The following is a 12,862-nucleotide window of genomic DNA, read 5'->3' on the forward strand; positions in this document are numbered from 1 at the left end:
TCCGGTTCAGACAACGGCGGTCACGACTTCACTACGCCATCCAGCCACTGCTGAAACCGCGCATAAGGTACATACAGCGCCACGTTCTTATACAGAGTTTTGCCGCTGGTATTGTCATTAATACGGTCGCTGTAGCCGATGATTACTCCCGCCAGCGTATCGTCAGAGGCGTTATACACCGCGCCGCCCGACATCCCTTTCACCACTCCAGCATTGGCCGCCACCACCACGCAGTCCGCCTTGTTCCAGCTGTTCGCCAGCGTGGTATTGATCAGGTTCTGGCCGCTGGAACTGACCGGCATCGCCGAAATAAAGCTGTAGCCGTACAGATTGACCCGATCGCCGATATGACTGTTGCGAAAGCTGGGTGGCAGGCTTGCCTCGCTGTTTTTGTGGTAGACCACCGCCAGATCGCATTGCGGATGCCAGGCTTTGACCCGGTAAAGTGAAAATTTCGCCACGTGCGCGGCGGTCAGACTGTATTCCGCCGTCAGCGGAATCGTGGTACCCAGCGTGCCTAAGCCGAGCACGGTAGGAATGCCGGTCACGGTCATATCGACCCGCTTTTCGGCCTCTTTACTGTACTCATAGTGGCCAACCGAGCAGCCGGTTAAAGCAAAAACCATCAAGGCAATGAGCCGTTGCATTCTTTCTCCCCGCGTCAGAATTCGATCACATCACCTGGCGTTTCATAATGGGGTTATCGGCAACGCTAAAATTTTATTTATTGCTGACACATTAAAAAGGGTAACGGGTGACGGGCAAATGACAACCAGAGATTGCCTGCGGCGGTGATTCCTGGATTTTTCCACCGTGCCGGAGATGAGCGTCTGGCGGATTGATGACAGAAATTATTGCTGGTGTGGCAATAATCCTTTGCTGCTATTGGGGTATATGGGCTCCAGCGGCTGTGCTGTAATAGCCAGCGTGACGCAGATCAAATTTTAATAAGCGTCGATTGGGCCACGCGTTCGCGCGGTTCACCTGCATTTTCATGGTATTGGGAGAAATGTTATGCCTGTAGCGTTACTGGCGCTGGCGTTGAGTGCGTTCGCCATCGGCACCACCGAGTTCGTCATTATGGGGCTGCTGCCGGACGTGGCGGCCGATCTTCAGGTGTCGATTCCGTCAGCGGGCTGGTTAATCAGCGGCTATGCGTTGGGCGTGGCGATTGGCGCACCGATTATGGCGCTGCTGACCGCCCGGTTGCCGCGTAAAAAGACGCTGACGCTGCTGATGGTGATCTTCATCGTCGGCAACCTACTGTGCGCGCTGGCGTACAACTATAACCTGCTGATGCTGGCGCGCATTGTAACCGCGCTGTGTCACGGTGCTTTCTTTGGCATTGGTGCGGTGGTCGCAGCCAGTCTGGTAGCACCAGGTCGTCAGGCTTCTGCCGTGGCGCTGATGTTTACCGGTCTCACGCTGGCGAACGTGCTGGGCGTGCCGCTTGGCACCTGGTTTGGTCAGCTGTTTGGCTGGCGTGCCACCTTCTGGGGCGTAGCGGTCATCGGCGTACTGGCCTTCATCGCCCTGATTGTCAGCCTGCCGAATAACAAGCAGGAAAAACCGGTCGACCTGGCGAGTGAAGTGAGCGCGCTGGCCAACGGTAAACTGTGGCTGTCGCTGCTGATGACGGTGTTTTTTGCCGCGGCAATGTTTGCCTTGTTCAGTTATATCGCGCCGCTGCTGTTACAGGTGACCGGCATCAGCGACCGTGGCGTCAGCTGGACGCTGTTCCTGATTGGCGCAGGCCTGACGGTCGGCAATATTCTGGGCGGCAAGATGGCGGACTGGAAAGTCTCCTTCAGCCTGATCCTTAGCTTCTCGCTGATTGCGATCTTCTCCCTGCTGTTTAGCTGGACCAGCCATGCGCTGTGGCTGGCGGAGATCACTCTGTTCCTGTGGGCGATGGCCACCTTTGCTACCGTGCCGGGTCTGCAGATTAATGTGGTACGCCACGGTAAAGAGGCTCCCAATCTGGTGTCGACCCTGAATATTTCAGCGTTCAACGTTGGTAATGCGCTGGGTGCCTGGGTCGGTGGGGCAGTGATTGGTCGGGGCTACGGCCTGACGGCGGTGCCGGTTGCCGCCGCCGCGCTGGCACTGATCGGTCTGCTGGTTTGCCTGATCACCTTCCGCAAATCGGGTGGCGCAACGTCTGCGGTGCGCGCTTAAGCTAAGCGGGCGGCGATGCGCGCCGGGAAGTCAGCCACCTGCTGCTGCAGATGTCTGACAAACGCATCGACCAGCGCCGAGGCGGGGCGGTGATGCGGTCTGACCAGGCTGACGGTAAACGGTACCGAAACGCTGAATCGCCGCATCACCACACCGCTGTCGGCATAATCGAGCGCCGTCAGCGGATTAACGATCGATACCCCGACGCCCGCCCTGACCATCGCACAGACGGAGGCGGCGCTGTGGGTCTCCAGCACCAGACGACGCTCAACATCCTGCTCATGAAACAACGCATCCAGCAGCTGGCGATAACTGTCAGTGCGCGACAGGCTGACATAATTCTCACCGGCAAAATCCTGCGGCGTCAGCACGGCCCGCTGGCTCAGTGGATGCTGAGGCGGCAACACGCAGACTTCATCGCAGGTTAAGAGCGCATGGCGGTCAGTGCCGGCCGGCGCATGCTGAGTTTCGGTTAAGCCGAGGTCATAGCGCTGCGCCGATAACCACTCCTCCAGCAGCGGCGACTCCTGCGGAATCACATTCAGGCTGACATCCGGGTAGCGCTGCAAAAAAGGCTGACACAGCGGCGGCAGCAGCGACTGCGAAAACACCGGCAGACAGGCGACAGAAAGCTCCCCCTGACGAAACTGACGCAGATTATCAGCCGCCTCCATAATGCGATCCAGCCCGTACCAGGAACGCTGAACCTCTTCAAACAGGCGCAGCCCCTGTACCGTAGGCTGCAGACGTCCGCGTACCCGACCAAACAGCTGTAGCCCCAATTGCTGCTCCAGCCGCGCCAGTTCCCGACTGACCGTAGGCTGAGAGGTGTGCAGCAGAGTCGCGGCCTGCGTCAGGTTACCGCTGGTCATCACCGCGTGAAAAATTTCGATGTGTCGCCAGTTAATGTTCGCCATCAGGTGATGCCATATCAGTTTTGCATAGATGCTATTAAAACAGATATTTTTCGCTATGACACGATTCTGGCTTAATGCGGTTATTGCCACAGGAGATCCCTCATGCCCCGTTCCTTACAGACCACCGAAACCGCGCTCAACGTCACGCATCTGCTGCCGCTGGCACGCCGCTATGCCGGGCCTTTCTGGGCCTACGATGCGCAGATCATTCAGGCACGCATCGCCCAGTTACAGGCGTTTGATGTGGTGCGTTTCGCCCAGAAATCCTGTTCAAATATTCATATTCTGCGCCTGATGCGGGCGGCCGGAGTAAAGGTAGACTCGGTATCACTGGGTGAGATTGAACGTGCGCTGGTGGCGGGGTATCAGCCGGGCGGAGATGAGATCGTCTTTACCGCTGATCTGTTTGATCAGCCGACGCTGGAGCGGGTTGCGGCGCTGCAGGTACCGGTTAATGCCGGTTCGGTCGATATGCTGCATCAGCTGGGCGCTGTCTCGCCGGGTCATGCGGTATGGCTGCGGGTTAATCCCGGTTTCGGGCACGGCCACAGTCAGAAAACCAATACCGGCGGCGAAAACAGCAAGCACGGAATCTGGCATGGCGATCTGGCTTTAGCGCTGGCGGCGATCCAGCAGTACGGTCTGCGGCTGGTGGGGATTCATATGCACATCGGTTCCGGGGTCGATTACGCCCATCTGCAACAGGTGTGTGATGCGATGGTCAGTCTGGTGGTGGAGTTTGGTCAGGATCTGACGGCGATCTCAGCGGGTGGCGGCCTGTCGATTCCTTATCGCTACGGTGAAGAGGCGATCGATACCGATCACTATTTTGGCCTGTGGGATGCTGCGCGTCAGCGCATTGCTCTGCATCTGGGCCACGCCGTCAAACTGGAGATTGAGCCGGGCCGTTTTCTGGTGGCCGAATCGGGCGTGCTGGTGTCGCAGGTGCGGGCGGTCAAAGCGATGGGCAGCCGCCACTTTGTGCTGGTCGACGCCGGATTCAACGATTTAATGCGCCCATCAATGTATGGCAGCTATCACCATATCTCGCTGATGGCGGGCGACGGGCGTCAGATTGATGAGCAGCAGACCCTCGACAGCGTGGTGGCGGGGCCGCTGTGTGAGTCGGGCGACGTCTTTACCCAGCTGGAAGGCGGCAAAGTCGATACCCGTGCGATTCCGGCTGCGCAGGTCGGTGATTATCTGGTATTTCATGACACCGGCGCGTATGGCGCATCTATGTCATCGAACTACAACAGCCGTCCACTGATCCCGGAAGTGCTGTTCGAACAGGGGCAGCCGCGCGAGATCCGTCGCGCGCAGACTATCCAGGAATTACTGGCGCTGGAAGGCGGCTAACCGCTTGCTCAGGCGGTACCTGCTGCCGCCTGTGCGTTAAACAGCTCTTTACGCAGCATTACCATCTCCTCCGCCAGATCGCGACACAGCATCGCATTCATTAAGTGATCCTGAGCATGCACCAGGATCAGCGTCACCGGCAGTTTGCCGCTGCCTTCATCCGCGCCAATCAACTGCGTCTGAATCTTGTGCGCCTGTTTTGCTGCGGCATCGGAGGCGGTCAGCGCCGCGTCGGCAGCCGACCAGTCACGCTGGCGCGCAGACTGGATCGCCATCATCGCTGACGATCGTGCTTCACCCGCATTGATCAGCAATTCCATCATGGTTTGTTCGAAATCCATACAATCCTCGCTATTGGTATGCCAAATTGGCTTTTTTAATCATACTGGAATGCCAAAAAACGTTTCCGGGAGCTTTGTCACAGAAAGAATGGTTAAGAATCGTCATTTTGGTATGCCACTAACCGGGAAGATACCGACCACTACTGGAATGCCGATCTTACATCTCTGAGGGTTGACCCATGTCTCTACAGGACCGCCTTATCGATTCCCTGGGCAGCTTTGCCACCCGCTTCAATAGTTATCGCTACATCATGGCGATCAAAGCCTCGTTCATCACCCTGATGCCGGTGATCATCGTTGGCGCTTTCTCAGTGCTGATCTCTAACATGGTGCTGGACAGTAAAAATGGCCTCGCCAGCTTTGCTGCACTGGGATTTTTAGCCGACCTGAAACCGATCACCAGCAGCATTAACTACGCTACGCTCAGCTTCCTCAACATTGGCGCGGTGTTCCTGATTGGCATCGAGCTTGGCCGCATCAACGGCATCAAAACCTTGTTCCCTGGCCTGCTGGCGATCATTTGCTTTGTGTCCGTGACGCCGACCACTTTACAGATGATGGTCGACGGTCAGATGCATCTGGTCACCGACGTGCTGGCTAAACAATTCTCCGATACCAAAAGCCTGTTTCTCGGCATGTTTATCGCCATCCTGTCGGTAGAGATCTATTGCCGGCTCGAGCAGGTTGAGCGGCTGAAAATTAAGATGCCGGACACCGTGCCGCCCAACGTTGCCGCCTCTTTCTCCGCGCTGATCCCGTCAATTATCACCGTGACGCTGGTCGCCACCTTTGGCTTTATTTTCCATCGCGTTACCGGCATGTATCTGTATGACGCGGTCTATCAGGTGGTGCAGCAACCGCTGGAGTCGGTGGTACAGAGCCTGTGGGGAATTCTGATTCTGATGTTCGTCGCCCAGCTATTTTGGGTGATCGGCATTCACGGTAATCAGATGGTGAAACCGATTCGTGAACCGCTGCTGCTGGGGGCGATTATGGTCAATATGACCGCCTTTGAGCAGGGTAAAGAGGCGCCGAATATCATCACCATGCCGTTCTGGGATGTCTATATGAGCATTGGCGGGTCCGGCCTGACTATCGGCCTGCTGACCGCGGTGATGCTGGCGACGCGCCGTAAAGAGATGCGCGAAATCGCCAAGCTCTCGTTCGGTCCCGGCATTTTCAATATCAATGAGCCGGTAATATTTGGCATGCCGATTATGCTCAATCCGATCCTGGCGATCCCGTTCATCATCACGCCGCTGGTAACCGGCTCAATCGGCTATTTCGCCACAGTGATGGGGTTTGCCGGCAAAGCGGTGGTGATGGTGCCGTGGACCACGCCGCCGATCATTAACGCCTGGCTGTCGACTGCGGGATCGATGGGCGCGGTGGTGACCCAGATTATCTGCATTATGGTGTCGGTGCTGATCTACCTGCCGTTTGTCAAAGTGGCAGCCCGTCGCGCCGATGCCGCCGAAGCGAAGAATCAACAACCTGAACTGGCCCGAAACCAATCGGAGGTGTTATGAGTCGCCAGCTTATTCAGATCCCGCAGAATTTTATCCTTGGCGCCGCCGCGTCAGCCTGGCAAACCGAGGGCTGGAGTGGCAAAAAAGCCGGGCAGGATTCGTGGCCGGATGCCTGGTATCAGCAGGATCGGCACGTCTGGCATCAGGGCTATGGTCCGGCCGTGGCGACCGACTTCATTAACCGCTTTGCTGAAGATGTAGCGCTGATGAAGGCCAGCGGGCTGACCCACTACCGCACCTCAATCAACTGGTCGCGCTTTCTCACCGATTATGAAAGCGCCACGGTGGATGAGGAGTACGCGGCTTACTATGACCGGCTGATTGATGAAATGCAGCGCCAGGGCATTGAACTGATGCTCTGTCTGGAGCATTACGAGCTGCCCGCTACGCTGCTGGAGCAGTATGGCGGCTGGCAGTCAAAGCACGTGGTTGAACTGTTTATCCGTTACGTCGAGCAGGTATTTAAACGCTATGCCGGCCGGGTAACGCGCTGGTTTGTGTTTAATGAGCCGATTGTGGTGCAGACCCGGGTCTATCTCGACGCGCTGCGCTGGCCGTACGAGCAGAACACCCATAAATGGATGCAGTGGAACCACCACAAAAATCTCGCCACCGCGCGGGTGGTGCAGCTGTTTCGCCAGCAAGGCTATGCCGGTCGTATCGGGACCATCCTCAACCCGGAGGTGACCTATCCACGCTCGTCGGCCGCGCATGACCAGAAGGCGGCGCAGATCTACGACCTGTTCTATAACCGGGTGTTTCTCGATCCGGCTATCAAAGGCGAGTACCCGGCGGAGCTGCTGGCGCTGCTGGATAAACATCAGATTGAGTGGCAGGCCACAGCGGAGGAGCTGGCGATCATCGCCGCCAATACCGTCGATGAGGTCGGGCTTAACCTTTACTATCCGCACCGCGTGAAGGCGCCGTCCCGTGCCTGGCATCCCGATACGCCGTTCCATCCTGCCTGCTATTACGAGCACTTTGAATTGCCGGGCCGGCGGATGAACCGTTCACGCGGCTGGGAAATTCAGCCGGAAATCATCTGGGATATGGCGCAGCGGATGCGTGATGAGTACGGCAACATCCCGTGGTTTGTCGCCGAGAGCGGAATGGGCGTCGAAAACGAAGCGCAATTTAAAAACGCTGAGGGGGAAATTCAGGACGACTACCGCATTCACTTTATCAGCGAGCACCTGCATCAGGCGGTCCGTGCGCATCAGGCGGGCATCAACTGTCAGGGCTATATGCTGTGGGCCTTCACCGACAACGTCTCGCCGATGAACGCCTTCAAAAACCGCTATGGCCTGATCGAAATCGACTTAGATAACCAGCGTCAGCGTCGCATGAAAAAATCCGCCCACTGGTTCCGGGCGCTGCGCGACAGTCAGCAATTTACCCTGTGGCTTGATGATGAGCCGAAATAACAAGAGGAAGCGAGGATGAAACGTATTGTGCTGGCCTGTGCCGCAGGCATGTCGACCTCAATGGTGGTAACGCGGATGGAAAAAGAGGCCGCCGCGCGTGGATTAGCCTTCCACATCTACGCCATTCCCGAGCAGAACCTGCAAGAGGAGCTGCAAAATTACGGCCACGAGGTGGTGGCGGTGCTGCTGGGGCCGCAGGTGCGCTTTAAGCTGGAAGCGAACAAAAAACTGACCGACAGCTATCAGTTGCCGATTGCGGTAATCGATTCTGTTGCCTATGGCACCCTGAATGGCGCAAAGGTACTCGATCAGGCGCTGGCTTTGATACACTGAGTCTCAGTTTGCGGGTCACTTCTCTGGCTCGCGGGCATTGTCGCGCAGGGAACGGCGGCAATGCCGTTAGCGCAATGATTGCAAAGGGTGACAGCGTGGACAAAGCCGAAGCGCCACAAGAAAAAAAACAGTATCAGGAAATTGGTCAGCATCTGCGCCAGCAAATCTGCGACGGACACTATCCGGTGGGATCGCGCCTGCCGCCTGAACGCCAGCTGGCTGAAACCTGGGGCGTCAGCCGGACCATCGTCCGCGAAGCGCTATTAATGCTGGAGCTGGAAGGAACGGTGGATATTCGCCAGAGTTCCGGCGTCTACGTGATGCGCATTCCCTCCGCCAGCGATGATGAAGAAGAGGCCTTTTTCCGCAGCGATGTCGGTCCGTTTGAAATGCTGCAGGCGCGCCAGTTGCTGGAAAGCAACATCGCCGCGTTTGCCGCTAAAATGGCCACCAAAGCGGATATTGAAAATCTGCGCCGCACGCTGGAGCAGGAGCAGCGCGCCATCGCCGCCAACGACAGCAGTCAGGATAACGACAAGTTATTTCATCTGCTGCTGGCGGGAGCCAGTCAGAATCAGATGCTGCTCGACACCGTCACCAGTATCTGGCGTCATCACGACAGCAGTCCGCTGTGGCAGCAACTGCGCCCCCAGTTTGAAACCCGCGCCTACCGCCTGAAATGGCTGGGCGATCACCAGACCATTCTGGCCGCTCTGCGTCGTCGCGATGTGATGGGCGCATGGCAGGCCACCTGGCAGCATCTTGAGAATGTGAAGAATACGCTGCTTGAGCTGTCCGATGCGGATGCGCCTGACTTCGACGGTTACCTGTTTGATTCAGTGCCGATCTTCCAGGGGAAACTGATGTAATGGAGATTGTGCCGCTCAGCGCCGTGCCCCATTTTGCCGATCAGATTACCGAATGGCAGTGGCGCGCTTTCGGCGAACCCAACAGCCGTGACTTCTTCGCCAGCATCGTCGCCAGCAGCCTGAGCGGCGCCGATTTCCCGGTCACTTTTGTCGCCGTTGAGGCAGGCAAGGCGATCGGCACGGCAGGTTTCTGGCGATGCGATCTGATCAGCCGTCAGGATCTGTTCCCGTGGCTGGCCGCACTGTATGTCGATGCGCCCGCGCGCGGCAAAGGCGTCAGCGACGCGTTGCAGCAGCGGGTGATTGCACACGCCCAGGATCAGGGGTATTCGCGGTTGTGGTTATGGTCGACCTTCAGCGGCTACTATGACCGTTTTGGCTGGCAGCCGCAGGGCGAGGCGCTGGAGTATCCCGATAAGCGCGTGCAGCTCTATTATCGGGATATATAAGGTGTGCCAGCCGCACTCGTGGCGGCCGGCAGCGGAGGACTCAGGGTGCCGGATAGGTATAACGGCGGTGGATCGCCTCAATGCCTTCCAGAATCTCTGCATTTAACGTCAGATTGAAGCTGTCGATATTGGTCTGCAGCTGCTCAAGCGTGGTCGCACCGAGCAGGGTGCTGGCAACAAACGGCTGCTGACGCACATAAGCCAATGCCATCTGTGACGGATCAATCTGGTGCTGGCGGGCTAACGCCACATACTCGGCAATCGCCTGCTGCGACTGCTCGCCGCTGTAGCGGGTAAAGCGACTGAACAGGGTATTACGGGCACCGGCAGGCTGCGCGCCATTCAGATACTTACCGCTCAGAGTACCGAACGCCAGGCTGGAGTAAGCCAGCAACTCAACCCCTTCATGCTGGCTGATTTCGGCCAGGCCCACTTCAAAGCTGCGGTTCAGCAGGCTGTAGGGGTTCTGGATGCTGATGATGCGCGGCAGTTCATGCTTCTCCGCCAGTTGCAGATAGCGCATTACGCCCCATGCGGTTTCATTCGACACCCCGATATAGCGAATCTTACCGGCGCGAACCTGCTCGGTCAGCGCTTCCAGCGTCTCCAGCAGCGTCACCTGGGCGGTGGTTTCACTGTACTGATAGCCCAGCTTGCCAAAATAGTTGGTCTGACGCTGCGGCCAGTGCAGCTGATAAAGATCGAGATAGTCGGTATTCAGGCGTTTCAGGCTGGCATCCAGCGCTTCACGGATGTTCTTGCGATCCAGCGCCATGTTAGGGCGAATCGACGCATCATTACCGCGCGACGGGCCCGACACTTTGCTGGCCAGAATGATTTTGTCACGGCTGCCGCGCTGCTTCAGCCAGCTGCCAATGTACTGTTCGGTCAGACCCTGGGTTTCCGGACGCGGTGGTACCGGATACATTTCGGCGGTATCAATAAAATTAATGCCGGAACGAATAGCCAAATCCAGTTGGGCATGGGCGTCGGCTTCACTGTTCTGCTCGCCAAACGTCATGGTGCCCAACCCCAGCTGACTCACTTCCAGCGTGCTATGGGGAATACGATGATAGTGCATTGCCAGCTTCCTTTTCTTTATGGAATGGAATGTTGTGTCCTCAGGGACTATAGCGCGAGCAATGGCGGGGAAGGAAGGGGGAAAAGTCGGGGAAATCGCCTGCCAGCGGGGAATCTGTGGCAGGCGAGACAATTTCGCACTTAGCGTTCAATGATGGTCGAGACCTCATCGCCGTTAATCTGTACTGCGTGACCCGACTGATCGGTGTACTGCACCAGCCCGGTCTCTTTATCAATGGTCGGCTTACCTTCGGTCATAATCATCCGGCCATCTTTCGTTGCCATTACATAATCAGAACTGCATCCGCTTAACATCGCTGCGGTTAGTGCCACAATGGCGATACCTGCCCATCCTTTCATCACGCCTCATCTCCACACATCATCGACTGCAAAAAGTGTAGTAATAAATCGTTTTGCCGGCCGGGTTAATCGTAGGAATCTGAAAATTTGCGGGCGAGCACGCTCGCCCTTGACTTTTCTATGCGGTTTTTTTCTTACTGCGCATCAGGTTAAGGCATTCAACCGCCATTGAGAAGAACATCGCGAAATAAATGTAACCTTTTGGTACATGAACCGCGAAACTCTCCAGAATCAGGGTGAAACCGACCAGAATCAGGAAGGCTAATGCCAGCATTTTGACCGACGGATGGCGCTCAACGAACTCACCAATGCTACGGGCTGCGAACATCATCATCAGCACCGCGATCACTACCGCAGCCATCATGATAAACAGATGATCGGAGAGGCCGATGGCGGTAATCACCGAATCGAGGCTGAAAATAATATCCAGCAGCATGATCTGCACGATTGCACCAAGGAACGAATGGACGTTAGATTTTTGTTCCGCTTCGTTACCTTCAATGGTTTCGTGGATCTCCATGCTCGATTTCCACAGCAGGAACAGACCCCCAGACAGCAGGATCAGATCGCGGGCAGAGAACGCATGGTCCATCAGGGTAAACAGCGGATTCGTCAGTCGGGCGACCCAGGCAATAGAGGCCAGCAGGGCCAGACGCATTAACATTGCGCCTAACAAACCGATACGGCGCGCGCTGGCTTGTTGATGCTTTGGCAGTTTAGCGACCACTAACGACAGGAAAATAATGTTATCAATACCCAGCACCACCTCAAGGATGGTCAGGGTTCCCAGTGCCAGCCAGGCATTGGGATCGGCAATCCACTCAAACATACCTACATTCAATCCTAAACGAAAATTAAACGGGGATTATACGCACTGAATTTGCTTCTCTCCCACAAAATTGCGCCACGTCAGATCAGAATGTCATTGTTAAAGCAGGAAGTGGCGCGCCAGCAGCGGTCCGGTAAAACTCTTTTTCAGGTAGAAACCGCGCGGTAAGGTTAGGATCGGTTGGCCGCGATCGCCAATTCCTTCGGTCAGGGCTTTACTGTTGGCCGCTTTGGGACGGATTTGTAGCCAGGCACCGTGCCGTGCCGTGATCTGCTCAACCCGACCCAGCACGATCATGTCCATCAGCTCTTCCCAGTCCTGCCGCAGCATCTCATCTTCCTCCGCGTCGGGGCTCCAGAGTAGCGGCGCGCCGACCCGGCGCTGGCGCAGCGGAATGTCCCGCTGACCCTCGACCGGGATCCACAACACCCGCGCCAGTTTGTGTCGCACGTGGCTGGTCTGCCAGGTAACACCACTGTTACCGGTGAGCGGCGCGACGCAGACAAAGGTGGTTTCCAGCGGTTTGCCACTGGCATCAATCGGGATGGTTTTCAGCTCAATGCCGAGATGGGCGAAATCCTGTTCGGCTTTGCTACCGGCGCTGGCCCCGAGATGCCATTCCAGCAGCATACCCACCCAGCCTTTATCGCGTTTAAGATCGGCAGGCATCGTCAGACCTGCCCGTTCGGCCAACGTTTCCAGCGTTAACCCGGCTAAATCCTCTGCCCGGGCTAACAGGGTGGCTTCATCTTCAGGCGGTGCTGGCAGGTAGTTCATAGTGAAGACTCGCATTGCTCAAAAAATATACAGTATGTTGCACAGTGGGTTTACCCGAAATATTCACCGTGCTGAGTGGGGATAATAACATGATAGATCGTGCTTTTTTTACCGATTGGCCCTGGCAATATTATCGGACGCTTCAGGTTATCCCAACTTACTCGCAACAATGAACAGGATCTCATACCGGGTTATCCACAGAAAAATGGGATAACCGGCCTGACTGTGCGGTACTGGTTCCATTTACAGCCTTGACTTTCCCACTTTTGACCATAATTTGCCCGCTCTGGCCTAAGGCTGAACGATTCGTTGTGGATAACATGCTGGCTGGTTAAAATTCGCCCAACTGTAAAGAGTGGACAGTTTAATCGGCCATTTAACCTGAGCGTATTTTGTTAATTCATCTATTTTTGTTTT

At 56.4% G+C, this 12,862-nt stretch carries 14 protein-coding genes; 7 read left to right on the top strand and 7 right to left on the bottom strand.

Annotated elements, in window-relative coordinates; translation table 11 throughout:
• Nucleotides 1-20: 20 nt before the first annotated feature.
• Nucleotides 21-647 (bottom strand): serine protease, encoded by a 627-nt coding sequence (locus tag ABIB18_RS15695; RefSeq protein ID WP_031376207.1) that lies wholly within the window; start codon nt 645-647, stop codon nt 21-23.
• A 367-nt stretch (nt 648-1,014) separates the two neighbouring features.
• On the opposite strand from ABIB18_RS15695, the gene ABIB18_RS15700 reads away from it, so the two are divergent.
• Nucleotides 1,015-2,178, top strand: coding sequence for an MFS transporter (locus tag ABIB18_RS15700; RefSeq protein ID WP_031376206.1), 1,164 nt, complete (start codon nt 1,015-1,017; stop codon nt 2,176-2,178).
• On the opposite strand, the gene ABIB18_RS15705 is transcribed toward ABIB18_RS15700, so the two are convergent.
• Entirely contained in the window at nt 2,175-3,095 is a 921-nt protein-coding gene (locus tag ABIB18_RS15705) for a LysR family transcriptional regulator (RefSeq protein WP_031376205.1), read from the bottom strand. The genes ABIB18_RS15700 and ABIB18_RS15705 overlap by 4 nt on opposite strands.
• Before the next feature lie 102 nt (nt 3,096-3,197).
• Here ABIB18_RS15705 and lysA point away from each other — a divergent pair, with 102 nt between their 5' ends.
• Entirely contained in the window at nt 3,198-4,454 is a 1,257-nt protein-coding gene (lysA, locus tag ABIB18_RS15710) for a diaminopimelate decarboxylase (protein ID WP_354474753.1), read from the top strand.
• A gap of 8 nt (nt 4,455-4,462) precedes the next feature.
• Here lysA and ABIB18_RS15715 read toward each other — a convergent pair whose 3' ends face one another.
• Nucleotides 4,463-4,795 carry a PTS lactose/cellobiose transporter subunit IIA gene (locus ABIB18_RS15715; protein ID WP_069728871.1) on the bottom strand — a complete coding sequence of 111 codons (333 nt, stop codon included), beginning with the start codon at nt 4,793-4,795 and terminating at the stop codon, nt 4,463-4,465.
• Between the two features lie 179 nt (nt 4,796-4,974).
• Between ABIB18_RS15715 and ABIB18_RS15720 the strand changes: the two genes are divergently transcribed.
• The 5 genes from ABIB18_RS15720 (at nt 4,975) to ABIB18_RS15740 (ending at nt 9,399) form a co-directional block, all read left to right on the top strand.
• A complete protein-coding gene (locus ABIB18_RS15720; protein ID WP_031376202.1) occupies nt 4,975-6,324 on the top strand; it encodes a PTS sugar transporter subunit IIC in 1,350 nt (449 codons plus the stop codon).
• Nucleotides 6,321-7,748 (top strand): glycoside hydrolase family 1 protein, encoded by a 1,428-nt coding sequence (locus ABIB18_RS15725; protein WP_031376201.1) that lies wholly within the window; start codon nt 6,321-6,323, stop codon nt 7,746-7,748. Before ABIB18_RS15720 ends, ABIB18_RS15725 begins: the two co-directional genes overlap by 4 nt.
• Before the next feature lie 15 nt (nt 7,749-7,763).
• On the top strand, nt 7,764-8,081 hold the full coding sequence (locus ABIB18_RS15730; protein ID WP_031376200.1) for a PTS sugar transporter subunit IIB: 318 nt from the start codon (nt 7,764-7,766) through the stop codon (nt 8,079-8,081).
• Between the two features lie 95 nt (nt 8,082-8,176).
• Nucleotides 8,177-8,950 (top strand): FCD domain-containing protein, encoded by a 774-nt coding sequence (locus ABIB18_RS15735; protein ID WP_031376199.1) that lies wholly within the window; start codon nt 8,177-8,179, stop codon nt 8,948-8,950.
• Nucleotides 8,950-9,399 carry a GNAT family N-acetyltransferase gene (locus ABIB18_RS15740; RefSeq protein WP_089561203.1) on the top strand — a complete coding sequence of 150 codons (450 nt, stop codon included), beginning with the start codon at nt 8,950-8,952 and terminating at the stop codon, nt 9,397-9,399. Before ABIB18_RS15735 ends, ABIB18_RS15740 begins: the two co-directional genes overlap by 1 nt.
• A 40-nt stretch (nt 9,400-9,439) precedes the next feature.
• Here the strand turns inward: ABIB18_RS15740 and ABIB18_RS15745 are convergent, their stop codons facing one another.
• The 4 genes from ABIB18_RS15745 to mutH all read right to left on the bottom strand — a co-directional run bounded on the left by ABIB18_RS15745 (nt 9,440) and on the right by mutH (nt 12,445).
• On the bottom strand, nt 9,440-10,480 hold the full coding sequence (locus ABIB18_RS15745) for an NADP(H)-dependent aldo-keto reductase (protein WP_031376197.1): 1,041 nt from the start codon (nt 10,478-10,480) through the stop codon (nt 9,440-9,442).
• 140 nt (nt 10,481-10,620) lie between these two features.
• On the bottom strand, nt 10,621-10,839 hold the full coding sequence (locus ABIB18_RS15750; protein ID WP_031376196.1) for a YgdI/YgdR family lipoprotein: 219 nt from the start codon (nt 10,837-10,839) through the stop codon (nt 10,621-10,623).
• 118 nt (nt 10,840-10,957) lie between these two features.
• Nucleotides 10,958-11,668, bottom strand: a complete 711-nt coding sequence (locus ABIB18_RS15755) for a TerC family protein (protein WP_031376195.1) — start codon at nt 11,666-11,668, stop codon at nt 10,958-10,960.
• Between the two features lie 99 nt (nt 11,669-11,767).
• Nucleotides 11,768-12,445, bottom strand: a complete 678-nt coding sequence (gene mutH / locus ABIB18_RS15760) for a DNA mismatch repair endonuclease MutH (RefSeq protein WP_031376194.1) — start codon at nt 12,443-12,445, stop codon at nt 11,768-11,770.
• Between the last annotated feature and the right edge of the window lie 417 nt (nt 12,446-12,862).

Source organism: Pantoea sp. UYEF8, assembly GCF_040546285.1.
Taxonomy (GTDB): Bacteria; Pseudomonadota; Gammaproteobacteria; order Enterobacterales; family Enterobacteriaceae; genus Pantoea; species Pantoea brenneri.